The following is a 22,959-nucleotide window of genomic DNA, read 5'->3' as shown; positions in this document are numbered from 1 at the left end:
CAAACAGCCTCGATCTGTAGTCACCGGCCGAAGCAGTATGGCGGCTGCTCCGGCCAGTGACGGCGTGGTCTTCACATGGGGGGAACCACACCATTCTTGCCGACCACCACCTGGTGGGCGATCGGGCCTGTTGCAGCCTTTTCAGCTGTGATGAAGACAACGGCGCCGGGAACGAGATCATCCTTGGTGGCCGCGGCAATGGTCACGACAGGTGTCCCATCCGGAATGGCGATCTTCTTTTCCTTGCCATGATAGGTCACGGTGACAGTCCGGCCATCGACGCCCTTAACTGCATCCGCGACCGTCGCATTGGTCATGCTGCTGTCGGGCTTCAGATCCCAACCGTAGCTACCCTCGCCTGTGCCTTTCATTGCCGGCGGGAAAATGAGGACCTCAAGCGCTCCATCGCCGCCGTCGGCCTTTGGCAAGGATGCGATGCCCACGAAATCGCCCGGCTTGATGTCGGTGACCTTGGCATTCGCGACGCCTGCCACCTTCCAGTCGTCGGCAAGCGCGACATCGATTGTCTCGCCTTCACGCGTCTGCACTTTGAGCGTTGAACCCTGGTAGTCGACGATGCTGCCGCGGACATGGACCGGCGAGGCTTTCTTATCTTCGGCAGATGCGGGTGTCGAAACGACAGTTACAGAAAGGATGCTGGTCAGCCCAAGGGCCAAGGCGGGAAAAACATTCTTCATTTCTATCTTCCTACTAGTTGGTAGTTTCGATGGATGCGATTGACCCGAGTAGACTTGCCACGCAGGATTAGTGAGAGACTGTCGGCGTGAGACGATTGAGGGCAGGTTCGAGTATCATTGAGAACACTTCGGCTTTCCCATAGGCTCTCGCCGAAAGCATCGCCCCGTATACGGTTGCCAGAAATGTTTCGGCTTCAACATGCGGCGCACTGGTAAGACTCAGTTCGCCCTGCTTGGAGCCGCGCTCCATGACAGAAGCCAGCCACGAGGAGATGAAGCGAAAAAAGTTCGTCACCTCGGTTGCGACTTCCGTGGGGAGGGAAGGCAGCTCACTGGCAAGCATAGCACAGACACAGTAGGGTCTGCTGGAATCCTCAATGCATGCAGCCCAGTGGTTTGCATAAGCCTTGAGGATGTCCAGAGCATTCGGAACCTTCTGCTCAAGGACTGCCACGCTTGCCTGGCCATCCTCTCGATAACGCTTGACCAGTTCACGCACCAGATCGACCTTGCTAGGAAAATGATGATGAATGCTTGCCTTGCGGATACCGACAATCTCCGAGATATCAGCATAGCTGAAGCCATTGTAGCCGCCGCTTATCAGAAGGTTTCGGGTGGACGCCAGAATGTCGTCCGAGGTGGTCGAAAGATTGCTCATGCAGCTTTTCTACCTTCTAGTAGGCAGAGCGTCAAGAGCAAATATTTGCGTCAGCCGTCTGTGGAGACGGTCACGTCTTTCCAAGCTTCGATTTCCTGGGTCAGGCGTTCGATCCGCGCCGTTACATGTTTAAGCGCATCGCTGCCAAGGAGAAGTTGCGGTGGAGGATTGTCGGATACGATGAGGGTCAGCACGGCAGCGGCGAGCTTTTGCGGGTTACCGAGTTGCTTGCCGCTCACCGCCTGGCGCGTCTCGCGGATCGGATCAAATAGGCTGTCGTAATCCGCAATGGAACGCTCTGTGCGGACCATGGAACGACCTGCCCAGTCTGTCCGAAACGAACCGGGGCAAAGGGTTGTCACGTGCACACCGAACGGCGCCATTTCCGAACGCATGACCTCTGAAATGCCCTGCAGCGCAAACTTGCTGCCGCAGTAATATGCGATGCCGGGCATGGTGATCATACCACCCATCGACGTGACGTTGACGATAAAGCCACGGCGGCGCTCACGGAACCTCGGAAGAAACGCCTTGGCCACAGCAACGGCGCCGAACACGTTCACGTCGAACTGGCGGCGCATCTCCTCGATCGGTGATTCCTCAAGTACACCTTCGTGCCCGTATCCTGCATTGTTGATCAGCACATCGACTGGGCCGTGGTCTTCCTCCGCTTGCTGAACCACGACCGGAATGCGGTCAAAATCGGTTACATCGCATAGGACTGAGTGGAGCGCTGGCAGTTTCTTTGACAACACGTCACGAGAGGCTTCGGAGCGGATAGTCCCGATAACCTTGTGACCGGCATCGATTGCGGCAGTGGCGATGGCCAGCCCAAAGCCTGAGTTCGCCCCCGTAATGAAGAAAGTCTTTGGCGACATTTCTGAAACTCCTTGATTGCCCGTTGATGTGACAGATAATCTGGAGACCACGCCAGTTCGATTGCGAATCCTATTAGAGTGTTGCCAATTCCTATGAACTGTAAAAATCCGCCCTCTACACATGACCAGTCTGCCGCCTTGGCCGGACAACTCGCTCCTCGTCTCGGCTACAATCAGACCGCGCTCGGTTGTATCCGTATCCTACGCACGGAAGCAGTGCTGAATGACATTCCGGTTCTTTATAAGCCGGGGGCCGTGTTCGTATTGCAGGGGAGCAAACACGGCATTCTGGACGGGGAAATCTACCTCTACGACGAGGACCACTATCTTGCCGTTTCGGTACCCGTTCCCTTCCGGATGACATCTACAGCCAGTCCACGGCGGCCTCTGCTCGCGGTCTATTTAGAGTTCGATATGCAGATGGCGGCCGAGATCGCCACGCAGCTCGAAAAACTCGCCGGACCTGCAAATGCCAAGCCAAGAGGTCTCCTGTCGAGCAGAATGGCGAGCGATATCGAGGATGTCCTGTTGCGCTTGCTGACGGCGATTGGCAGCCCGGTTGAGGTCGCCGTCCTTGGCGGCTCCATCCTGCGTGAACTGCATTACCGGTCATGTCAGGGCCGCAAGGCGGCGCAGTGATCGCGGCCCTGCAGCGGAAGGGGACGTCGGGAAAACTGGTCGAGAGCCTGGCATGGCTGCGCAAGAACTACGGCTCTGAAATCACCGTTGCGGACCTTGCCAGAGCGGTGGGCATGAGCGTTCCTTCCTACCACGTTCATTTCAAGGATCTGACCGGCTCCAGTCCGATGCAATATGTGAAAGCGATGCGGCTCCATGAGGCGAGACTGATGATCGCCCGCCACAGTGGAACGATCGCAGAGGTGGCGGCATCGGTAGGCTATGTCAGCCCGGCGCAATTCAGCCGCGACTTCAAACGGCATTTCGGGCGCACCGCGTCGGAAGAAGTCAAGTGGGTCCAACATCATCTGGGCGAACAGGTTTGACCATTGCCCCTCATCGTTCTCACAATCGATCGACCGTCAAAGACGCAACATATCATCGTAAAGCAGCTTGAAGGGCGGCTTTACAATGAATGAGGGTCGTGTCGAAGACGGGAACGCCAATGTTATCCTGGTTCAACAGCATACCCACCTCGGTGCAGCCGAGGATAAGACAGTCGCAGCCTTTGTCGACCAGGCGCTGCGCAATCCGCTGATAGGTCAAGCGGCTCTCTTCGCGAACGATGTCGCGGCACAGCTCGTCATAGATAATACGATGGGTTTCTGCTCGATCATCAGCTTCAGGAATCGTTGGCGACAGTCCCTGAGCGATGAGGCGGTCGGTGTAGAAGGTCTGTTCCATAGTGAAGGCGGTTGCCATCAAACCCGGTCTGCGGAAACCGCCGTCGAGGATAGCGGTCGCAGTTGCGTCCGCGATGTGCACGAACGGGATCGACACCCCGCCCACGATTTTGTCCGCCACCTTGTGCATGGTATTCGTCGCCAGGATGAGGAGGTCAGCACCTCCGCGCTGCAGCGCGATAGCATGTTCATTGAGGATGTGGCCCGCCGCGTCCCAATCGGAGGATGCCTGCAACTTTTCGATTTCGTCGAAGTCGACAGACCGTATGAGAAGCTCGGGAGAATGAAGTCCCCCCAGGCTCTCGCGGGTAAGCCTGCAGAGTTCTCGGTAATAAATCTGGGTTGATGTCGCGGACATTCCGCCAAGTATGCCGATGGTCTTCAAATGTTTCTCCATGTTCATACGTTAGGCCTGTTACCGCTCAACGGGCGCTTGAGCAGAAACCAGGCCTCCCATATTCGCTACCCCGGTACGATTGCAACGTCAGGAAAACCACCAACTGAGTGAGAGAAATTCCTGAATGATGGCCGCCGTCCGCTTCGCCAAATTTACGCGCACAGTGCAGCGGAGGGAACTCCGCGGCCAATGCGCGCCTAAATTCCGCGTTATCACCTACAGGGTGGAGCGGCGAGGGACCGCCTCATGTCAATTGCTCAAGCACTGATGCCGCCGTCGACGAGAATGCCTGAGCCGGTAATGTAGGCTGCACCGGGCCCCGCGAGAAAGGCGACGGCCACTGCGACTTCTCTGGTTTTACCGTATCGAGCAATCGAGAGGTTTGGCAGGATCGCGGCTGCGAGCGCGCCATCGGCAGGGTTCATGTCAGTATCAATCGGACCTGGTCGAACCAGATTGACCGTAATTTCCCGAGAGCCCAGCTCACGTGCGAGACCGCGCGTGAAGCTTTCCAGCGCAGACTTGGTCGCGGCATAGACCGCGATCCCCGCGAACGGCACAGCCAGACCCGCATTGCTGCCGGTACTGATGATGCGACCTCCGTTGGGAATGTATTTCAGCGCCGCCTGAGTGATCAAAAAGACGCCCCGAACATTGACGCTTAGCTGCAGGTCAATCTCCTCAAGTGGCTGCGTGGAGAAATCACTTGCGAAAAGGACGCCGGCATTATTAACCAAAATATCAAGGCCGCCGAGGTGGGCGACGGTCTGCTCGACAGTGGCCCTTGCGGCTTCTACGCGCGCGGCATCGGCATGGATGGCGATCGCTTTTCGACCCATGGCGCGGATCTCGGCAACGAGAGCTTCCGCCTTCTCGACCGACTTCTCATAGGTGATCGCAACGTCGGCACCGTCCTCGGCCAGTTTTAGCGCGATGGCCGCACCGATACCGCGTGCCGCACCGGTGACCAGCGCGCGCTTGCCGGCGAGAGGTAGTGTGGAGATGTTGTTCATGGAGAGTACCTCTGAATGTTTCTGTTTTGCTCGGGAGTTTCACGCCGTTTCCGCACGATCGGCTGACGATGCGCTGCAATGGCCCTGCTCATGGACGTAACGGTTTGGTCGATGTCAGGCTGACGGAAAGCCATCCCGCAATGAGAAGACAAATGGCAATTGCAACGGCTGCAACGCTGTATGCTTGGCCAATGGACTGAACGTCTGTGGCCGATCCCAAGATCGAGAAGAACAATCCGCCAACGATTGCGGCTGCCAACGCACCGCCAATCTGAAACATCGAATTGACGAGACCGGAGGCCAATCCCGACTGCGTTCTGTCTACCCTTTGCACGATACTCCTCACCAGGTTTGGAAGGGCGATCCCCTGCCCCGCCCCGATGAGAAAAAGCGCAACAAAAAGGAATCGCGGAAGGCCATTCGAGATCAAGACCGCCGTTCCAGACAACCCTGCAGCTTGCAGCACCATCCCGACGCCGGCGGAAAATCTTCCGAAGACGCTGAGGATGCGCTCACTTGCAAAAGGACCAAGGACGAAGCCGACGGCCGCAGGAAGGATCGCCAGCCCGGCCTCGAAAGGCGTCCGACCAAGGCCACCCTGCTGATAGACCGAGAATATCAGCCAGAAGGCCGCAAGGGCGTAGAAGAACAAGGCAGCCAGCAGCCCGCGCATGAGTCCACGGTTTTGCAGCAGGCTAGGTGCAAGAATCGGATCTCTCCCCGTCGACTCCAGATGTTTCTCATGCCGCCAGAACAGGAGGAAAAACGGGAGGGACGTGGCAAGCATCAGGATTAGCCAGATCGGCCACCCCTGCTCCCGCCCCTCGATCAGCGGTGCGATCAGTGCAAACAGCGCAATCGCGATCAGCAATGCTCCGCCAAGATCCAGTTTGCTTGGGTGCTGCGATCGGGTTTCCCGCAACGTGATGAAGGCGGACGGCGCGGCGACCGCGATAACCGGCAGGTTGATGAGGAAGATGGCTCTCCATCCAAGATCAAGGATATCAAGCGCAATCAACGCGCCACCGAGAAACAGACCAACCATCGATGCCACCCCGAATGTCAGGGCATAAAAGCCGAGGGCCTTTGATTTTTCGTGGTCTGGGAAAATTGCATTGATGGAAGCCAAGGCTTGCGGTGCCATAATTGCCGCTGCAAACCCCTGAAGGAAACGGCCGACGATCAGCGCGGCTGGAGACCAGGCAAACCCGCATAAGGCAGATGCGGCTGCAAACCCGACCATTCCAGCCAGAAAGACATTTCGTCGACCATAGAGATCTCCAAGCCTGCCCCCAGTGATCAGCATCACAGCATAGGTGGTGGCGTAACCGGAGATAATCAGCTGCATCGTTGAAGCAGAGGCCCTGAAATCCGCCCGGATCGAGGGCAGCGCCACATTGACGATGAAGAAATCGAGCGGTGGCAAAAAGGCGCCAGTCAAAAGGATTACCAGTGCCATCCATCGACGTGGATCGAGTTTATCATTGGGATTGCTGGTGTCTCTCATAAGTGTCTCCACATCGGCCGAAAAACCGATCGACGGTTTGCAATGTTAAAAATTTGGAACCGTTTGGTTCCAAATTGAAGTCAGCCAAGCGCCTTTAGCGCCAGTTCGACCATGGCCCTCGTCTCAGCGCGATCCGCTCCTGCCTTGGCCAAAACCCGCATGCCCTGAATCTGACACACGAGGAACCTGGCAAGCGTTCGTTCATCCAGCCCGGGATCAATATCGCCCAAGGCCTGCGCTCTTATGATCGCCGCCGCATAAAGATCTTGCAGCCGCCTGAACAGCCGGAAAATACGTGGTGCGACCTCTTTATCCTCTGGAAGCATCTCGACGGCTGCAAAGACGACAAAGCATCCACGCAAACCTTCCGTTCCCGATGCTTGATCCACTTGTTGAGAAAAAGCTTCTCGAATTGCGGCTTTGGGCGACGGATTGGAATGCAGCGTTTCACCGACCGAGCGAACGGCGTCCTCGATGTAAGCATCGAGGGCGCGCAGATAGACGCCTCGCTTGTCGACGAAAGCCTTATAAAAGCTGCCTCTGGAAAGCTCCATGCCTTCGAGCAGGTCGGGAAGAGATGCATCGTGATATCCCCGGGTCCAAAAGACGTCCATAGCTTTGCGAACTGCTTGATCGAGTTCGAATTCGCGAGGGCGACCAACGGATGCGGATGTCTGATTGCGCTTTACCATAGCAACTATTTGGAACCATTTGGTTCATAATGCAAGTGATATTTTGGGAATGCTTCGTCAAGCGTTCGGCATCCAGGTCAGTGACCGACAGTCGGATCGACAGGATAGTCCCGAGAGAATTCCCTGACCGCCATCACAATCGGCATAAGCCCGCGGCCCGCTGAAGTCAGCGAATATTCGACTCGAGGAGGCTGCTCCTGAAAGTCGTGTCGGCTTATGAGGCCGTCACTTTCAAGTTCCCTGAGATGCTGCGTCAGCATCTTCTGGGATATGTCCGGTATACCACGCATGAACTGCGATGCCCGCAAAGAGGGCTCGGCGAACAATCGGAAAAGGATCGGCAGTTTCCAACGTCCTGTGATCATCCGCAGCACCCTGCTGACATGAGAGACAGATCCGTCGGCTCCAAGGCATGTCGACGTGTCCTCGACAGGCACTTTAAAGTGCGTAATTGCCTGCTTCATCGACAAACCTCATATCTGCCGGAGACGATAACACGGATCAAATATCATGGACTTACAACTCCAAAACAAGGTTGCGCTCGTAACGGGAAGCAGTAAGGGAATTGGCGAGGGTGTGGCCAGAGGCCTCGCAAAGGAAGGGGCGACCGTTCTTGTCCACGGTCGCGACCGAATGAAAACAGAGGAAGTCGCCCGTGACATCATATCCTCTGGGGGGCAGGCATTCGCGGTATTCGGCGACCTAACAGTGCCGAATCAGGTCGATCGTCTTGTTAGGGATTCGAAGGCTGCAGCAGGATCGATCGACATCCTGGTCAACAATGCCGGCGGATCTGCTTCGGCAGAGGATTGGGCCTCGACAAACTCTGAAACGTGGGCCGCTGTCTATGACAGGAACGTGCTCGCATCTGTGAGGATCATCTCGCTCGTTCTGCCCGCAATGAAAGCGTCGCGGTGGGGTCGGATCATAAACATCTCGAGCATGGCGGCCCTGATGCCGCCCGCAAGTCGACCGGACTACTCTGCCGCCAAGGCAGCCATGATCGCGATGACGGCGTCGCTCGCAAAAGACGTTGCCGCACACGGCATCACCGCAAACACCGTCTCGCCTGGAACGGTGCATAGCATTAGCTTGGATACCGCATTCCGTAAGAAAGCCATTGAAAGGGGGATGGCCATTGACGCCCCCTGGAACGACATAGAGAGGGAGATCCTGCCAATGTTTGCTCAGGTACCCCTTGGAAGGGTCGGAACCCTCGAGGAGATTGCGGATGCGATCGCGTTCCTCTCGAGCCCCCGTGCCGGCTATATCACAGGGGCAAACCTCCGACTTGACGGAGGAATGTGGCCAGGGATGTAGCAGGACAACAGAGGAGCGGCGCCAAACCTGTCTGGGTTCCCCGCATCAGTTCCAGCTTGCCATGACGAACCGGCGGATCTCCGCTTCGAGTTCCTGGTCTTCCGGCGTCCCACCCATGAAGCCACCATGGGGCATGGCTTCGAAGACGTGCAATTCGGTTTCCACGCCAGCTTTTCGCAAGGTTCGATGCATCCTCACCGTGTTCGATAAGAACAGGTCACGCGTGCCGGTCTGCAGAAACGTCGGCGGGAAGCCCCGCAGATCGCCAAAGAGCGGCGATAGATAGGGATTGGAAAGATCCGCACCACCGGCGTAGAGCAGGTTGTTTGATCTGAGCGGGCGAGGCAGAACGAGATCAATCATCTGGTTGGTTTGGAAACTGTCGCCCGATTCGGTGAGGTCAACCTGTGGCGAGAGCAAGACCAATCTGCCGGGCATTGGCATGCCTTCATCTCTCGCCCGCAGCAGCATGGCGGTCGCGAGATTGCCGCCTGCCGATCTACCCAGGATGACCACCTTGTCGGGGGAATGACCGTTCAAGACATGACGATACGTGGCCAAGCAGTCATCAAGAGCGGCCGGATATGGATGCTCAGGCGGCATCCGGTAATCGACGCCGTTAGCATCGAACGACATGCTGGTCCGCCCGAAGGCTCGCACTGACGCGACAGGCCTCTCCACCGCCGAACACCAATGCGCCGCCGTGCAGGTCGATGAGTGCGCCACGAGCATCAAATTGCCCGTGCGGCGTCGCGACATGGATCGTTGCATGTTCGACGGTGATCGTCTCGACAGTCGACTGCGGCTCGCCGCCAGCCCTTTAATCGCAGCGGCGTAGTGCGCATCTGCTGCGGCTTTCATCGTCATCCATCCTGAGAAATCGCCCGGAGACGGCATTTCATAGCGCGCATTGATGGGGCTGCCGTTCTCGTCGACCAGGCGCGACAGTGACGCTTGCGCTTCTACGCTAATGGACTGTGGGGGATGAGGCGAGGACATCATCGCAGCGCTGCGTCAGGCCGCATCGCATTTCGAACTGGAACTGAACAACGAGAAATCAGAAATCACCTCGACTGCGACGCAGTCACAACATCGGGTGGAAGCAGGCCGCAAGAGCCCATACCATCGCCGATCGGATAAGTTGCCCCTTGCCTTTCTTCGCTTACAACATTATTGTTGTAATATGATTCCAGCGCTCGTTTCCCTATCCGGTTCTCCTTGGGATGTGCTGCCGAGCGGCATTCATCCTGCGTCTCTTGATGAGATACAAATTGCATATGGATACAACGAGCGGCGCCGCACACTGCTCTCAGGGTTGGTCGATGGCGCCACTGCGTTGGTGAGGGCCGGATGTTCGAAAATCTACCTGGACGGAAGCTTTGTCACAGCTAAACCGATCCCAGGTGACTACGACGCATGTTGGGATCCAGCTGGGGTTCTCAGCTCCCTCCTCGATCCCGTGTTCACGGATTTCAGCGATGGGAGAGCCCGACAAAAGGCTCGTTTCGGGGGTGAGTTCTTCCCTTCGAGCATCGTGGAAGCTGGCTCTGGACGGGCGTTCTTGGACTTTTTCCAGGTTGAAAAACATTCGGGTGGGAAAAAGGGAATTATTGAAGTTTCGATCATGACGGATGCGACGATCCTTCGGAGGCTAGCTCATGATATTCAGTGATAGACAGTACGCAGTATCGAAGGAACAGCTCAACAATCTGAGAACCGCTGCGTTCGCTGACCAAGTTGGCGAAGGTAGGCTAGATTGGTTGAAGCAAATCGAGTCCAATGCGCTCCAAAGCCAAATCGCGGACATTCAGCGAGAGATGGCAGAGTACGACTATCTAAAGTCTGGAGCTGCTGGATTCACGGAGGAATTCTCCTTTGAAGAGCTGCCCCGCGTTCTAATACAGGCGCGTATCGCAAGAGGCCTGTCCCAAACAGATCTCGCTGAGCGTCTTGGCCTGAAAGCGCAACAAGTGCAGCGATACGAAGCAACTAACTACATGAGCGCCAGCCTTGCGCGCCTGATGGAAGTCGCCAGCATGTTGGGCGTTCGCGTCTCTGCATCCTACGGATCAGGTGAAGAGCGTTCGGAGGGGGCAATTTATGCCTGGTCTGATGCTGGTTCCATTGAATGGAACAAATTCCCGCTTCGGGAGATGGCTAGACGCGGTTGGATCAAGGGTGATGACTTGGCAACGTCAGCTCGCACCTGGTTTCATCAGGTGGCCGGGCCTCAGTTCGCGACGGCTCTTCACCGCAAAAAAATGCATAGTGGCAACGCACCAAACGAACACGCTCTCTTAGCGTGGCAAGCACGCGTGCTTCAGAAGGCAACCGATGATTTCAATGCGGGCTTGATAGGAGAGTTCAGCCTGAACGATCGTTGGTTGGGTCAGTTGGTCGCTCTCACGAAGGACAGCGACGGACCCCGCAAGGCCAAGGATCTGCTCAGCCAAAACGGCATTGGGATGATCGTTCAAAATCATCTTCCCGGAACTTATCTTGATGGCGCGGCCATGGTCGCTCCATTTGGAAATCCAGTTGTTGCCCTAACCCTTCGGTTCGATCGCCTGGATAACTTCTGGTTCGTCCTGTTCCACGAACTGGGACACGTATTCCTGCATCTATACAACTCTCTTCGGTTCGATTTTTTCGACGAAGAGGATGGCCATCAAGGCGACCAGTATGAGGAGGACGCGGACAAGTTTTCCCTGGATCAGCTCATTCCGCAAGACGTTTGGCGCAAGTGCCTATCTCGATTTGCGCTGACGGAAGAAGCGGTCCTCATCGATGCAGAAAAGCTTGGGATCAGTGCAAGTATCATTGCTGGCAGGATCAGGAAGGAGAGAAACGATTTTCGCCTCTTCACTAATCTGGTCGGGTCGGGAACCGTTCGGACGCAGTTTGAGGGATTGACGGAATGAAGCTACTTCCCAGCACGTATGTTCCGTCACTGCGATGGCGCCAAGGCGAATACCAAGCGCTGTTCCGACTTAGTGACGCGGCAAAGCAGCTCGTCGTTCCGTTCATACTTGTTCCGGAGCCGGAATACGATTTCGAGGAAGGTCGACCGAAGAAGACGGTTCAAGAGCAGGTGCAGACGTTTCCGAAGCGCTACCAGCAAAAGTGGGGCAAGAGACCCGCGTGGATCGACGTCCATACGAATATAGCCACGACAAGCATGGCGGATGGCCGAACGCCCATGTCGTACGTATTCGAGGAGATACGGAGCTTCGGATCGAGGGCTGTGCCAATCACCTCGTTGGACGCCCCGCCGGCCGTCAATGCTGTCGTGGCTGGCATCGCAACAATCGACAAGCTCGGTGTCGGTATCCGAGCTCGCCTTGAGCACGTTATGAAGCCCAACTTCGATGCACGACTAATCGCACTGATCTCTTCGATTGGTCTCACGCGAGAGCACACAGACCTCATCATCGATCTTGGCGCGCCGAATTTTCAGCCCTACGCAGACTTCGCAGATGGGCTGATAGCGGCGATGGACAACGTGTCTGCGCTGATCAGCTACCGCTCTCTGGTGGTGATCGGCACTGGCTTTCCGCAGATACTTGGCATCGACAAACCGGGTGGACACCTGCCGCGGCACGACTGGGTCTTTTACAAAACACTGCGCACCAAGCTTGCCGGAATTGGGCGGATCCCGAACTTTGGAGATTACACGATTGTCCACCCCGAATTCACCGCTCAGGACATGCGGATGTTGAAGCCAGCGGGCAAGCTCGTCTATACGGCAGGCGACACATGGAATGTTCGAAAGGGTGGGGCATTCAGATCTGACCCGGGACAGATGCACACGCATTGCGACAGCATTCTGAGATCGGGCCAGTTTTGCGGCCCTCATTTTTCAGCGGGCGACGAGTACATCGACCTGTGTGCGAAGAAGTTAGCTACGCCGTCAAATCTCACGCGCTGGAAGGAAAATGGGATCAGCCATCACATCATGCATGTGCTGGCTGATCTCGCCACGTCGAGCGCTGGGCCATGAAATTTCGGATCGCTGCAATTAAGTCCGCGATCGGCATCTGAGCGGCCAAATCGATGTAGAGCTGTAGCCTGCTTCGCTTGAGTTCACGCGGCGACGCTCCGAACCCTGCTAACAGCTCGGCAGCTTCCGAATGCCAGAGCAAGTGAGCAACTTGAATAGCATCGACGGATGGATTGGCGCGAGCGCGCCGCACTGTTTCAAACGTAATACCGCCTCGCGATCCTTTTTCAGCAAGGATTAGCCCGCACCAGTCCGGGACGATCCTTTCTGCCTTCGCCAGGTGCTTGTCGGCGCAAACAAGTGTCAGCCTGCTTAGACCCTTCGAATAAAACTCGAGCTGCCCCGGAAGTCGATCAAGCGTATCGAGGCTGCTTTTGATCTCGAAACCGTGGACTTCCGCAGATATAACCGCGACATCGATCCTTACCCTGGCATGAGACAAACCAAGTTCGTCGACGATGATGGCACTGCGGGCCTTCTGGTATGACCGAAGCTTCTTATGATGAAGCGCGGCTCTGATTTCCTGATCATTCGTAGCGAGCATGATTTTTCCCCTATCACACCTACTGGCCGATTTCGAGATGATAGCCAAGTTCTAATTCTTGTCATTGATCCGGCACATGTGGCGACGGTCTAGCAATCAGATCACTCCCCAAGCCCGAAACCTCCCCCTCCCCGTCATCTCCCTCAAACCCAACTCCTCAATGATCCGCAGCGCCGCCCGCGGCGTGACGGCAAGCTCTTTCGCGATCATTCCGGCCGACACCAGCGGCCGCGAGATCACCAAACCGATCAACTCGGGCAGTTTTGACGAAGTGCGTTTCCCGATCAGTCGGCGCTCCATCATTTTTCGCGCCAACGCCAGCCGGTCATGTTCCTTAAGGCCGATCTCGGCGGCCGCCAGGATACAATGCGTAATCGCGAGGAGCCGGGCCTCCCGGTCGCGATGCCGGCGGCGATCGACGGGGATGGTTTTCAGGCCGAGATTGAAGGCGGCCAGATGCGCCGCCGTCGTCAGCCCGGCCTGACGCATGATCGATGCTGAAAGCAGCCTTCCAAGCCAGGGCGCATGCTGCAGCACCGACAATTGATTCCAGGCATCGAGAGCAAGCATCGCCTGCAGCACTGCGGGTAGCTCTTGCGTCTGCTGCAACACGCGGCGCCACTCTTCAAGCCGCTCGTCCTCATCCCAGTCGAGATCGTAAACCAGCGGATCCTTTTCCCGGGCCCTCGCGCTTAAGGCGGGGCCGGGCTGCTTTGCCTGTTCGATGGCCGCAGTCGATCGGGCGAGCACGGCATCGATGGCGGCGAATTCGTTGTCCAACCGAGTGTCATCGCCATCGCCGTTCTCCCCCTCCCCGCCTCCGACCAGACCGTCGGCGACCGGCTCGTCATCGCCGCTCGCAGCGACACCATCCAATGCCACCGTCGTCGCTTGGCCCCGCAGGCTGCGCAGACCGTCGGGCGACAGCGCCCAGCCGGCTGGCTGGCCACAAATGCGCCGGCGGGTGCGCAGCACGTCGCGGGCGATGGTCAGCTCATGGGTCGGGGTGCGAATATCCTTGGTGGCGTCGTGCAGCACCAGATCCTCGAGATGCACGAGCTCGCCATCGATCCACAGCGAGGCGCAGGCGTCGGTAAAATGCGTCCGCTCGATCCAGCCATCGCCCACCGGAGAACGGGCGATGCGCTCATCGAGGCGGGTCAACGCCGAACCCGCGTCGGAAATCGGCCGCAGCAGGGTCTGGATAGGCAATTTAGCTAGATCGTAAGACATTGAAATCATGGTAAAGGATTTGCTAAACGGACACCAGCGGATAGTTTATGTCCGTCACCGCATGGTACTGTGGGTCGGGCTTCTAACCATCGATAAGTACTGGTTATCGATGGTAGTTGATCTGGAGTCGCAAATCAGAAGAATCGCGGCAAAATCACGGTCCCGGCGGCCGATGAAGCCGTCCTTTCGGAGCGCCCGTGGCCAAACCAAAGAAATCACTGACCGCGGTCGAGCGCCGCGCCGAAGAGCTCGACACCATCGCCGCCGTACTGCCGATCGAGCGCCGCGACGAACTCGCCGAACTGCTCACCGACCAGGATGTCGAGACGCTGCGCCATCTGGTCAACCAGGGCATGGGCAACAACACATTGCGGGCGCTAACCTCGGATCTGACCTATCTCGAAGCCTGGGGATTGGCGGCGACCGGACAGTCGCTGCCCTGGCCGGCGCCCGAGGCACTGCTGCTAAAGTTCGTCGCCCATCACCTCTGGGATCCGCAACACCGCGAGACCGATCCGGATCACGGCATGCCGGCCGATGTCGACCAAAACCTTCGAAGCCAGGGGTTTCTCAAATCCGTCGGTCCGCATGCGCCAGCGACGGTGCGCCGGCGGCTGGCGAATTGGTCGACGCTGACGAAATGGCGCGGCTTGGAGGGAGCCTTCGCCTCCCCTGCCCTCAAATCAGCCATTCGGCTGGCGATCCGAGCCGCGCCACGACAGCGTGGTCGCAAGAGCGCCAAGGCGGTCACCGGCGATGTGCTGGCAAGACTGCTGGCGACCTGCGCCACCGAAAGCCTGCGCGATCTCCGGGACCGGGCGATCTTGATGGTCGCCTTCGCCTCCGGCGGCCGGAGGCGCAGCGAGATCGCCGGGCTGCGCCGCGAACAGTTGGCCGTCGAGCCGCCGATCCCCGTCGAAGACGCCGACCCCCTCCCCTCTCTCGCCATCCATCTCGGCCGCACGAAAACCACCTCCGGGGAACATGACGATACCGTCTATCTGACCGGCCGGCCGGTGGAGGCGCTAAATGCCTGGATGGCGGCAGCCAAGATCGACAGTGGAAGCGTGTTTCGGGGCATCGGTCGCTGGGGGACGGTTTCGCGGCGGGCGATCGATCCGCAGTCGGTCAATGCGATCATCAAGCAGCGGGCCGAGATGGCCGGGTTGAAGGCTGGGGAGTTTTCCGCGCACGGGATCCGATCGGGATATCTGACGGAAGCGGCCAATCGCGGCATTCCCCTCCCCGAGGCGATGGAGCAGTCGCGCCACCGGTCGGTGCAGCAGGCATCGAGCTACTACAATAATGCTACGCGTCGAAGCGGACGGGCTGTTCGTATGCTTTAATTGCGGGAGGAGGAGGATTTTCTTAAACCCGAGCAGCTGCATTGGACTGCAACCCCACAGCGGCCGTTTTTCCGCCCTAGCTGGTGGCAATGATTCTCGTCAGTGAACTCGCTTGGATGCTAATTTGAGTCGCCAGATGGGTTGTCGCCACCGCAAAATGTATCCCTTGCGCCTATTGCTTCGAAGATTCCGGTGTACGGGTGAAAACGGCATCCGGAGATACACCCTCGATAACATCTTGTTGTTGCACAATAATGTTTAGATCTCTTTGCACGAGCGACGGTCGGCATTAAGGTTTTGTTAACCTTAAATAGCTTGCCAGCCTGTTAGAATCGATGCTTATTGCAAGCAGCGGAGTGATTAGGAAATTCCGCTCAGAAGCGCTATTTCAAGAAATCAGGTCCGGGGATGCCCAAAATCGCTGCAAAATTACCGCCAAAAGATGAAGACCTGATGGGGTTGATTGAGCGCCATTCTCGTTCCTTGTCGGCGCAACTGCAAGAGCATCAGCTCGCGACCTTTCCCCCTACGGCGGAAAAGGGCATCCGCACGTTTCAGCCAGCGGAGGCAGCAAAGCTGGTCGGCGTGAAAGAAGTATATCTGCGCCAGCTCGCAAACGAACTCGAAGGTCTCCAGGTCAGCACCAGTCCGACCGGGCGCCGGTCGTATTCCGTTGAGGACATGCACAAGATCCGCAAGCACCTCGACCAGGTGGGCCGTGGCAATCGCCGCTATCTTCCACACCGCCGCGACGATGAAGCGTTGCAGGTTATCTCAGTCATGAATTTCAAGGGCGGGTCCGGCAAAACCACGACTGCCGCTCATCTGGCCCAGTATCTCGCGCTTCGCGGCTACCGGGTGCTCGCTATCGATCTTGACCCGCAGGCGAGCCTGTCCACACTCTTTGGCAACCAGCCAGAAACCGATGTCGGCGTAAACGAGACGCTTTATGGTGCGATTCGATACGACGACGCTCGCCCAATGGCCGAGATTGTTCGCGCGACCTACATTCCTGATCTTCATCTGATCCCCGGCAACCTCGAACTTATGGAGTTCGAACACGATACGCCGCGGGCGCTGATGAAGCGGAAGATCGGCGATACCATGTTCTTCCACCGGATCAGCGAGGTGCTTGACCAGGTGGCACCCAATTACGACGTTGTGGTGATCGACTGCCCGCCACAACTAGGCTACCTCACCCTCTCCGCCCTGACCGCAGCCACCTCGGTTCTGATCACCGTGCATCCGCAGATGCTCGACGTCATGTCGATGAATCAGTTTCTGTCGATGACATCGGATCTGCTCCGGGAGATCTCATCGCACGGTGCGCGCTTCGACTATAACTGGATGCGCTATCTCGTGACGCGGTTCGAGCCGAGTGATGGGCCACAGAACCAGATGGTCGGGTATCTCAGGGCGATTTTCGGAGAAAATGTTCTAAACTTCCCGATGCTGAAGACAACGGCCGTTTCCGATGCCGGTCTCACGAACCAGACCCTTTTCGAGGTGGAGAGAGGCCAATTCACCCGGGCCACTTATGATCGCGCGCTTGAGGCGATGAACAACGTCAACGACGAGATCGAGTCGCTGATCAAGAAAGCATGGGGAAGAAAGTCATGAGCAGGAAGGACATCCTCCGCACCCCTAAGCCAACCGCCGCCGTCGCGGCGCCGGTTGAAAGACCGATTAAGAGCCGAAGCATTCTTCCGCTCATGGGCTCCCCACCAGCGGAAGGAGCGGCACCGGCATCATCGCGTCTCACTAGCCAGGTTGGCGGTGCTTTCGCAGAAGGTAAGGCGAGGTTTGAGCGCGCCGAAGAAATCGAAAAACGCCTGGCTGAGGGCCAAACCATCATCGAACTCGATACGGATACGGTCGATCCATCTTTCGTTCAAGACCGCATGCCCGGTGATATTGCCGGTCTTGTTGAAGCGATCCGCGAACAAGGCCAGCAGACCCCTATTCTGGTGCGCCCTCACCCCGAGGCACCGGGGCGCTATCAAGTCGCATTTGGGCACCGTCGTTTGCGCGCAGTCTCGGAACTCAACCTGCCCGTCAAGGCGGTTGTCAGGGAACTTACAGACGAGCAGCTCGTAATTGCCCAAGGTCAGGAGAACAATGAACGCCAGGACCTGACATTCATAGAAAAGGCGCGGTTCGCCTCCCGGCTGACCGAGCAATTTTCACGAGATGTCGTGATGGCAGCGTTGTCCGTCTACAAAAGCGATCTCTCGAACATGCTGTCGGTGGTGACCCGCATCCCCACGGAAATTGTCGACGCAATCGGCTCGGCGCCCGGGATTGGCTTGAAAAGTTGGGTGGCTCTCGCCGAGCTTCTCACGCGCGACGATGACCTTGAACAGGCTTCGACTTTCCTGCGATCGGCCGAGGCGAAAGCCCTGCCCTCGCCCGACCGGTTCAAGTCGCTCGTCGCCAGCCTCAAACCTACACCAACCAAGCGCGGACTACCGGATCTCCTGACAACGCCCACGGGGCTACGTTTGGCCCAGGTAACGAAGAGCAAAACCAAGTTGGACCTGTCGATCGATCGGCGCGAGATGCCAGATTTCGCCGCCTTTGTCCTGGAGCGTTTGCCAGCGCTCTTCGAGGAGCATCGCTCCAGGAACACTACTCAAGACCAGTTGAACAACGGAGATTAAGCGGAAAAAGAAAAAGGCCCCCAAAACGTCGCCGTCGTGGAAACCTCTTTCAGATCTAAGCAACCTGAGAATCGCACTTCCACGGATATTCGTCAAGAGTCTTGGCGCCGATTTGGTGAGCCGATTTCTTTTGCCTTTTGAAAGGTGAAAGAGGATGCAAACAGGAAGTGTGACGACGCCCTTTGGGCGGCGGTCTATGACGCTTGCTCTCGTGAAGCGACAGGTCGCTACAAGAGAGATTAAGGCGGGAAAATCGGTCGAAAAGTGGAAGGTCTTCCGGGACGCTTCAGAGGCTAGGGAAGCGCTCGGCCTGCAGTCGAGCAGCCTTGCTGTGCTCGACGCGCTGCTAAGTTTCTACCCGGAGAACGAATTGCGCCAGGAGGCACAGTTGGTGGTGTTTCCATCGAACGCACAATTGATTCTGCGCGCCCATGGCATGGCCGGAGCAACACTTCGCCGTCATCTTGCATTGCTGGTGGAATCCGGGCTGATCGTTCGGAAGGACAGCGCGAACGGCAAACGCTTCGCGCGCAAGAACAATGCTGGTGAAATCGAGAATGCCTTCGGCTTTGATCTCTCACCAATGCTCGCCCGATCCGAAGAATTGGCTTTCATCGCGCAGAAAGTCGTTGCCGCGCGTTCCGCATTCCGGAAAGCCAAGGAGAACCTGACGATCTGCCGCCGTGACGTTCGCAAGCTGATTTCAGCAGCAATGGAGGAGGGTGCCGAGGGCGACTGGCTAACCATTGAAGCGATCTATGTTGAACTCGTTGCCCGTATTCCCCGGTCCCCGACCATGGAAGATGTAGCGGGTGTTCTGGACGAGATGGAGCTTCTTCGCGACGAGATCATTAATCGATTGGAAGATCAGCAGAATTCACAACTCAGTAGCACCAATGATGCTCAATTTGAGCAGCATATACAGAATTCAAATCCCGAATCCATCTATGAATTTGAACCTAGCTCTGAAAAAGAGCAGGGCGTGAAGCCGAGCAAACCCGACAAGCCAAAGGTCGAGCCGCTGAAGGCTTTCTCTCTTGGTGTGGTGCTGAAGGCCTGTCAGCAGTTGGCTGACTATGGACCGGGCGGAGCTGTCGGTAGCTGGCGTGATCTTATGTCGGCAGCGGTCGTGGTGAGATCGATGCTGGGAATCAGCCCATCTGCTTACCAAGATGCGTGCGAGGTCATGGGGCCGGAAAATGCCGCGGTGGCAGTCGGTTGCATTCTTGAGCGCGCTAATCTGATCAATTCCCCAGGTGGATATCTGCGGGATCTCACACGGCGAGCCGAGCGGGATGAGTTTTCTCTCGGTCCGGTGATCATGGCGCTACTCCGCAACAATGGTGGCAGGCTCCTTCAAGCGGTGTAAATCGCCGTTAGTTGCGACTAACTTCGCTAAGCGACTGATATAAAAAGGTGTTTCTGGACTGCTTGGCGTTTCCGTCTTCTAGCCCGCGAATTTTGCGGTTTGGCAGCAAAATTCGTTCTACTGCAATCCAGGCATAGCGATATTGGACATCGGGGGAGGGAAAGTTTAGTGCTGGCTGTAGAGTTGCTGGTGAGAATCTCGGTAATTTCTTTACCTACCATGGTCTGAAACACTCGAACCGGTCTGGCTTTCAGTTCTCAGACAATCGGGTGGAAGACAGGTGCTTGCGTTCGTTGGAATTGCTCAACAGGCGTCGCTGACGGGAGCTTATTGGGCGTTAGTCGTGACTAACCGCCTCAAGCGACTGAAATCACATCGGTTTCACAGACCAACGGTCTTCGTCGCCGCCAGGTTCTTCGAGTTGAGCGGCGCGCGGGCTTTTGAAAAGTGTGGACCCCGCGGGTGCCGCGTACTTTCCTGCTTCGGATGCCTCGTGCAAAGTCTGCGGGATCGTGACGGGATCATCGTTCATCTCCAAGAACTCGTAGCAGGACCGGCTGTCGGGCGCTGACCAAGCCTACGCGCCGCCAGTATGCTCGCCCCTCACAGTTTTGATAAACACATTATCAGAGCTGCTCGTCCGGCGAGGCAGAGCAAGAAGGGCAGCGAGTGCTGGGTGGGGTGGCGAACATACAAGCTTCAATTCCACCGCAGGCGGAGTTTGCCGTGGCTGCCCGACGTCCGTCTGCCCGCACACGGAGGCGCGGGAGGCGAACCTCGTCTCCTCATCGTGCGACTTGTGATTTCGGTGGGAGCGGGATCTTACAATAAATGCAAAACGACATTTTCGCGCATAGGCTCGCCCGACGGCCGCCTAGGCCACGCTACGTTCGCAAGTGACAGTGAAACGGCTTAAGCGTCCATCGTCGATAACTCGTGTATGAATACCCGCGTGTTCAACCGCGCCGAGCGTCTCTCTCAGGCGAGACACGCGGTTTCGAGCCTCGACAGTCGTGGCAAGCGCGAACCGCAATGCTCGGAACCCAAGGATTTCCGGATGGAAATTATTGGCGGAACCATGATGTGGCAATGTCATGACCGCAATTCGGTCATCAAAGCCTTCGAAAAACGTCCGCCATGGCTGGCGCCATTTATCATGCCGAAGCGCGGCGTCACCCGTTCCCAGCCAGCCGATGCCATCATGTGACCAGAAGAAGCGACCGTAGGGTGGTCCATCGAGCGAGGAGCGCCCATTGCCGGGATGGCTCGGTGTGGCTTGAGCTTGCGACGGCGCGTTGAGATAACGGTCCAGAGTAAAGTGACATCGAAATCGCATTGTGTCCTCCGGCAAAATGCCGGGTGTAGATTTCGACCAGCCGCTTGGCACTTTCCATAGAGCGTATGTGCTCAAGCAGCGATTTGGCGAGCTTTGCCTCGTCATTTCCCCGGAAACCAAGCACCTTTTTAATGTCCCGGAGAAACCGCTTTCGGGCGGGATCATCGACCGGATGGACATAGGGCAGGAGAACCCAATCGCCCCTGCGCCACGCGTCACCTGTAAAGGATTGCCACTCAAGCTGGAGATACGAGCCGGATGCAGCCACATAGGCGCCGTTTTGCGTCTCTCGCGCTGTCGGATCCGCAGGAGTGAGCTTTTCAGCGATCGGCCCGTGTGGGGCACGCAAGTAAGTCGCCAGTCTGTTTGCCGACGAGCCTTTGGATGGAGCGTCATCAAGTCGTATCCGGCGTCCAGCGGACGGGCCGTCGATCGGTCCGTCGGGTTCCGCGCCACGCGGAGGAAGGATATCCTCAGGCCCCCCGGTTGAAGGAAGATGACCCGCTCCGCACCTCTCCCGAGCCACCAGGCTACGGGGCTCTCAAAGTAGTCGAGCGACGATCGGGATTACCGTACCGCGCTCAAAATCGGAAAGCACGAAAAGCAGGCGCTCTACAACATCCAGGTAAGGAACGATGACCGTCTTCGCTGGCGCCATTGCCTGCAGACGATCGATGCCGTTGATGTGATCAGCATGAAGATGTGAAACAAAAAGCACGTCCGTCTTTCCGTCGCATGCTGCCCGGTAGAGCGACATTTCACTTTGAAAGCGTCGCTTCGTTCCGAGCCGCAGTCATAGACATAGGAAAAGCTTGTGATGGGGCGCTCATTGGCAGAGCGCACGCCGTCGGGCGACCCCTCGACAGTCGAGATCAATCCGGAGTGAAAGCCGCCATGGCCGACCGGGTGCTGGGTACGTGTAATTTTTGCGTGTTGCATCTACGTCCGGATTTTTAGGGGTGAATATCCTCGTTGGCAGTCGAGGGTCTATCGTTTGAGAAGCGATTGGGGTGGTGGTCGACGTCGGCTCAAGACGAGATGGACGAGGTGTGCTGCATTTTTCCGCGGCCGAGAAGGCTCGCACGGATCTGTTCTGATTTTGTCGCGCCTGACGTCGAGGAAGGGGAGGGTGAAGACGGCTCTGAGTTTCGCTCACCGCCGGTTGTCTTTTGCTTCAAACCTAGAAGACGGTTCTGCGCCGTCATGCGATCATCCTCGATCAGGGCTTCCAGCGGCCTACCGTCCAGATCATGGCGAACGGAATTGGGCTGGGCGCTCGCGAAATAATATCGCTTGGAGTGGACAAAGGCAGCAACCGCGCGGCGCAACGTCGTCATGCCAACACCGGGTTTCAAAAGCAGGCGAATTTCCTCAAAGAGCCCGATAGCAAAGGGTCGGATAGGATCGCCTGGCCTTGCCGGCAGGATCCCGACCGGGCATACTAGCAAAGCGTTTATGGCGTCTGCTTTCTGGATGTCGATCTGCGAAGCTACGATCGGGCCGCGGCTGACTGTCCAAGGTTTTGTCATAGGTTCCAACCCAATCTTTTCTTTCCCTGCGAGGCTGGGATCTACATCGTCTAAGCTGTTCTTGTTGCAGAAATGCATATTGCGGCAGCCGATCTCAAGGCCCGACTGCGCTTCATCCGGCTGTTTGGTACAGAACAGTCTGCGCATGAGCTACGGAAATGCTCGCCCTCGTCTCCGCGGGAGTGGCGGTCCTTGGCAGAATCCTCTATATTGCAAACATGAGCGACGAACAGACCATATCGAAATCCACCAAGTCGGCCGTTGAGAAGGTCCTCCGTGATCGCCTCGGCCAGGCAGGGTTTTCTGGCGCCGACATTCGGGCCGATCGAGACAGCGATGGCGATCCGATCCTGCTCGTCGACGTGAATTATGCCTATTCGGACAAGCCGATCAGTTCGAAACTCACTTACGGTCTTTC

24 protein-coding genes and 1 pseudogene are annotated in these 22,959 nt (G+C 57.2%); 11 read left to right on the top strand and 14 right to left on the bottom strand.

The features are described from left to right. Positions 1–71: 71 nt before the first annotated feature. The 3 genes from FY112_RS27150 to FY112_RS27140 form a co-directional block, all read right to left on the bottom strand. Positions 72–698 (bottom strand): hypothetical protein, encoded by a 627-nt coding sequence (locus FY112_RS27150; protein WP_077980490.1) that lies wholly within the window; start codon positions 696–698, stop codon positions 72–74. Between the two features lie 67 nt (positions 699–765). Beyond that, positions 766–1,356 (bottom strand): TetR/AcrR family transcriptional regulator, encoded by a 591-nt coding sequence (locus tag FY112_RS27145; RefSeq protein WP_077980491.1) that lies wholly within the window; start codon positions 1,354–1,356, stop codon positions 766–768. A 50-nt stretch (positions 1,357–1,406) separates the two neighbouring features. After that, entirely contained in the window at positions 1,407–2,234 is an 828-nt protein-coding gene (locus FY112_RS27140; RefSeq protein WP_077980492.1) for an oxidoreductase, read from the bottom strand. A gap of 93 nt (positions 2,235–2,327) precedes the next feature. Between FY112_RS27140 and FY112_RS27135 the strand changes: the two are divergent. Then, positions 2,328–3,238, top strand: a pseudogene (locus tag FY112_RS27135) (AraC family transcriptional regulator). Between the two features lie 52 nt (positions 3,239–3,290). On the opposite strand, the gene FY112_RS27130 reads toward FY112_RS27135, so the two are convergent. From FY112_RS27130 to FY112_RS27110, 5 genes are all read right to left on the bottom strand, one after another. Then, on the bottom strand, positions 3,291–3,980 hold the full coding sequence (locus FY112_RS27130) for an aspartate/glutamate racemase family protein (protein WP_151519704.1): 690 nt from the start codon (positions 3,978–3,980) through the stop codon (positions 3,291–3,293). A 269-nt stretch (positions 3,981–4,249) separates the two neighbouring features. Further along, the gene (locus FY112_RS27125; protein WP_151519703.1) at positions 4,250–5,005 is read right to left on the bottom strand and encodes an SDR family oxidoreductase; all 756 of its coding nucleotides are present in this window, start codon (positions 5,003–5,005) and stop codon (positions 4,250–4,252) included. Between the two features lie 88 nt (positions 5,006–5,093). Further along, complete coding sequence (locus tag FY112_RS27120; protein WP_151519702.1) at positions 5,094–6,512, bottom strand: MFS transporter; 1,419 nt, start codon at positions 6,510–6,512, stop codon at positions 5,094–5,096. An 80-nt stretch (positions 6,513–6,592) separates the two neighbouring features. Then, on the bottom strand, positions 6,593–7,126 hold the full coding sequence (locus FY112_RS27115; protein ID WP_077980748.1) for a TetR/AcrR family transcriptional regulator: 534 nt from the start codon (positions 7,124–7,126) through the stop codon (positions 6,593–6,595). A gap of 155 nt (positions 7,127–7,281) precedes the next feature. Beyond that, positions 7,282–7,668 (bottom strand): helix-turn-helix domain-containing protein, encoded by a 387-nt coding sequence (locus FY112_RS27110; RefSeq protein ID WP_151519701.1) that lies wholly within the window; start codon positions 7,666–7,668, stop codon positions 7,282–7,284. A gap of 46 nt (positions 7,669–7,714) precedes the next feature. Here FY112_RS27110 and FY112_RS27105 point away from each other — a divergent pair, with 46 nt between their 5' ends. After that, positions 7,715–8,524 carry an SDR family NAD(P)-dependent oxidoreductase gene (locus FY112_RS27105; RefSeq protein ID WP_151519700.1) on the top strand — a complete coding sequence of 270 codons (810 nt, stop codon included), beginning with the start codon at positions 7,715–7,717 and terminating at the stop codon, positions 8,522–8,524. 45 nt (positions 8,525–8,569) lie between these two features. On the opposite strand, the gene FY112_RS27100 is transcribed toward FY112_RS27105, so the two are convergent. Further along, positions 8,570–9,385, bottom strand: coding sequence for an alpha/beta hydrolase (locus tag FY112_RS27100; protein ID WP_246700755.1), 816 nt, complete (start codon positions 9,383–9,385; stop codon positions 8,570–8,572). 280 nt (positions 9,386–9,665) lie between these two features. On the opposite strand from FY112_RS27100, the gene FY112_RS27095 reads away from it, so the two are divergent. From FY112_RS27095 to FY112_RS27085, 3 genes are read left to right on the top strand one after another with little or no spacing between them, the layout of a single operon-like run. Next, positions 9,666–10,196, top strand: coding sequence for a hypothetical protein (locus FY112_RS27095; RefSeq protein WP_245310580.1), 531 nt, complete (start codon positions 9,666–9,668; stop codon positions 10,194–10,196). Next, positions 10,183–11,445, top strand: a complete 1,263-nt coding sequence (locus FY112_RS27090; protein WP_077980499.1) for an XRE family transcriptional regulator — start codon at positions 10,183–10,185, stop codon at positions 11,443–11,445. Before FY112_RS27095 ends, FY112_RS27090 begins: the two co-directional genes overlap by 14 nt. After that, a complete protein-coding gene (locus FY112_RS27085) occupies positions 11,442–12,524 on the top strand; it encodes a beta family protein (RefSeq protein ID WP_077980500.1) in 1,083 nt (360 codons plus the stop codon). The genes FY112_RS27090 and FY112_RS27085 overlap by 4 nt, the downstream gene beginning before the upstream one ends. On the opposite strand, the gene FY112_RS27080 is transcribed toward FY112_RS27085, so the two are convergent. Together FY112_RS27080 and FY112_RS27075 are read right to left on the bottom strand one after the other, a co-directional pair. Beyond that, a complete protein-coding gene (locus tag FY112_RS27080; RefSeq protein ID WP_077980501.1) occupies positions 12,478–13,068 on the bottom strand; it encodes a sce7726 family protein in 591 nt (196 codons plus the stop codon). The two genes, FY112_RS27085 and FY112_RS27080, sit on opposite strands and share 47 nt — an antisense overlap. 96 nt (positions 13,069–13,164) lie before the next feature. Further along, a complete protein-coding gene (locus FY112_RS27075) occupies positions 13,165–14,310 on the bottom strand; it encodes an RHE_PE00001 family protein (RefSeq protein WP_151519699.1) in 1,146 nt (381 codons plus the stop codon). A 188-nt stretch (positions 14,311–14,498) separates the two neighbouring features. Between FY112_RS27075 and FY112_RS27070 the strand changes: the two genes are divergently transcribed. The 5 genes from FY112_RS27070 to FY112_RS37215 all read left to right on the top strand — a co-directional run bounded on the left by FY112_RS27070 (position 14,499) and on the right by FY112_RS37215 (position 20,883). Next, on the top strand, positions 14,499–15,647 hold the full coding sequence (locus FY112_RS27070) for a site-specific integrase (protein ID WP_151519698.1): 1,149 nt from the start codon (positions 14,499–14,501) through the stop codon (positions 15,645–15,647). A gap of 408 nt (positions 15,648–16,055) precedes the next feature. Then, positions 16,056–17,267: a plasmid partitioning protein RepA gene (gene repA / locus FY112_RS27065; protein WP_026158447.1), complete on the top strand. Its 1,212-nt coding sequence runs from the start codon at positions 16,056–16,058 to the stop codon at positions 17,265–17,267. Next, complete coding sequence (gene repB / locus FY112_RS27060; protein WP_017958507.1) at positions 17,264–18,307, top strand: plasmid partitioning protein RepB; 1,044 nt, start codon at positions 17,264–17,266, stop codon at positions 18,305–18,307. The genes repA and repB overlap by 4 nt, the downstream gene beginning before the upstream one ends. A 154-nt stretch (positions 18,308–18,461) precedes the next feature. Next, on the top strand, positions 18,462–19,676 hold the full coding sequence (gene repC, locus FY112_RS27055) for a plasmid replication protein RepC (RefSeq protein WP_017958508.1): 1,215 nt from the start codon (positions 18,462–18,464) through the stop codon (positions 19,674–19,676). Between the two features lie 1,057 nt (positions 19,677–20,733). After that, positions 20,734–20,883 (top strand): hypothetical protein, encoded by a 150-nt coding sequence (locus tag FY112_RS37215; RefSeq protein WP_210384810.1) that lies wholly within the window; start codon positions 20,734–20,736, stop codon positions 20,881–20,883. Here FY112_RS37215 and FY112_RS27050 read toward each other — a convergent pair. The 3 genes from FY112_RS27050 to FY112_RS27045 form a co-directional block, all read right to left on the bottom strand. Next, the gene (locus tag FY112_RS27050; RefSeq protein WP_151519697.1) at positions 20,876–21,361 is read right to left on the bottom strand and encodes a hypothetical protein; all 486 of its coding nucleotides are present in this window, start codon (positions 21,359–21,361) and stop codon (positions 20,876–20,878) included. The two genes, FY112_RS37215 and FY112_RS27050, sit on opposite strands and share 8 nt — an antisense overlap. Positions 21,362–21,553: 192 nt before the next feature. Beyond that, on the bottom strand, positions 21,554–21,730 hold the full coding sequence (locus tag FY112_RS36940) for a hypothetical protein (RefSeq protein WP_157626458.1): 177 nt from the start codon (positions 21,728–21,730) through the stop codon (positions 21,554–21,556). A 310-nt stretch (positions 21,731–22,040) separates the two neighbouring features. Continuing rightward, on the bottom strand, positions 22,041–22,541 hold the full coding sequence (locus FY112_RS27045; protein ID WP_151519729.1) for a ProQ/FINO family protein: 501 nt from the start codon (positions 22,539–22,541) through the stop codon (positions 22,041–22,043). A 158-nt stretch (positions 22,542–22,699) separates the two neighbouring features. Between FY112_RS27045 and FY112_RS27040 the strand changes: the two genes are divergently transcribed. Beyond that, positions 22,700–22,959, top strand: a 260-nt coding sequence (locus FY112_RS27040; protein ID WP_151519696.1) for a hypothetical protein, incomplete at its 3' end; no start/stop codon positions are given.

Origin of the sequence: Rhizobium sp. PEPV16 (assembly GCF_008919455.1) — a bacterium.
Classification (GTDB): domain Bacteria; phylum Pseudomonadota; class Alphaproteobacteria; order Rhizobiales; family Rhizobiaceae; genus Rhizobium; species Rhizobium leguminosarum_Q.
The sequence above is the reverse complement of the archived record's forward strand: the minus strand, read 5'-3'. Positions and strand labels throughout refer to the sequence as shown.

Excerpts from the sequence above, each read along its gene's own strand:
- FY112_RS27150 (WP_077980490.1), bottom strand. The coding sequence starts at position 698 with ATGAAGAATGTTTTTCCCGCCTTGGCCCTTGGGCTGACCAGCATCCTT.
- FY112_RS27145 (WP_077980491.1), bottom strand. The coding sequence starts at position 1,356 with ATGAGCAATCTTTCGACCACCTCGGACGACATTCTGGCGTCCACCCGA.
- FY112_RS27140 (WP_077980492.1), bottom strand. The coding sequence starts at position 2,234 with ATGTCGCCAAAGACTTTCTTCATTACGGGGGCGAACTCAGGCTTTGGG.
- FY112_RS27125 (WP_151519703.1), bottom strand. The coding sequence starts at position 5,005 with ATGAACAACATCTCCACACTACCTCTCGCCGGCAAGCGCGCGCTGGTC.
- FY112_RS27120 (WP_151519702.1), bottom strand. The coding sequence starts at position 6,512 with ATGAGAGACACCAGCAATCCCAATGATAAACTCGATCCACGTCGATGG.
- FY112_RS27115 (WP_077980748.1), bottom strand. The coding sequence starts at position 7,126 with ATGGACGTCTTTTGGACCCGGGGATATCACGATGCATCTCTTCCCGAC.
- FY112_RS27110 (WP_151519701.1), bottom strand. The coding sequence starts at position 7,668 with ATGAAGCAGGCAATTACGCACTTTAAAGTGCCTGTCGAGGACACGTCG.
- FY112_RS27105 (WP_151519700.1), top strand. The coding sequence starts at position 7,715 with ATGGACTTACAACTCCAAAACAAGGTTGCGCTCGTAACGGGAAGCAGT.
- FY112_RS27100 (WP_246700755.1), bottom strand. The coding sequence starts at position 9,385 with ATGAAAGCCGCAGCAGATGCGCACTACGCCGCTGCGATTAAAGGGCTG.
- FY112_RS27090 (WP_077980499.1), top strand. The coding sequence starts at position 10,183 with ATGATATTCAGTGATAGACAGTACGCAGTATCGAAGGAACAGCTCAAC.
- FY112_RS27085 (WP_077980500.1), top strand. The coding sequence starts at position 11,442 with ATGAAGCTACTTCCCAGCACGTATGTTCCGTCACTGCGATGGCGCCAA.
- FY112_RS27080 (WP_077980501.1), bottom strand. The coding sequence starts at position 13,068 with ATGCTCGCTACGAATGATCAGGAAATCAGAGCCGCGCTTCATCATAAG.
- FY112_RS27075 (WP_151519699.1), bottom strand. The coding sequence starts at position 14,310 with ATGATTTCAATGTCTTACGATCTAGCTAAATTGCCTATCCAGACCCTG.
- repA (WP_026158447.1), top strand. The coding sequence starts at position 16,056 with ATGCCCAAAATCGCTGCAAAATTACCGCCAAAAGATGAAGACCTGATG.
- repB (WP_017958507.1), top strand. The coding sequence starts at position 17,264 with ATGAGCAGGAAGGACATCCTCCGCACCCCTAAGCCAACCGCCGCCGTC.
- repC (WP_017958508.1), top strand. The coding sequence starts at position 18,462 with ATGCAAACAGGAAGTGTGACGACGCCCTTTGGGCGGCGGTCTATGACG.
- FY112_RS37215 (WP_210384810.1), top strand. The coding sequence starts at position 20,734 with ATGGAAATTATTGGCGGAACCATGATGTGGCAATGTCATGACCGCAAT.
- FY112_RS27045 (WP_151519729.1), bottom strand. The coding sequence starts at position 22,541 with ATGACAAAACCTTGGACAGTCAGCCGCGGCCCGATCGTAGCTTCGCAG.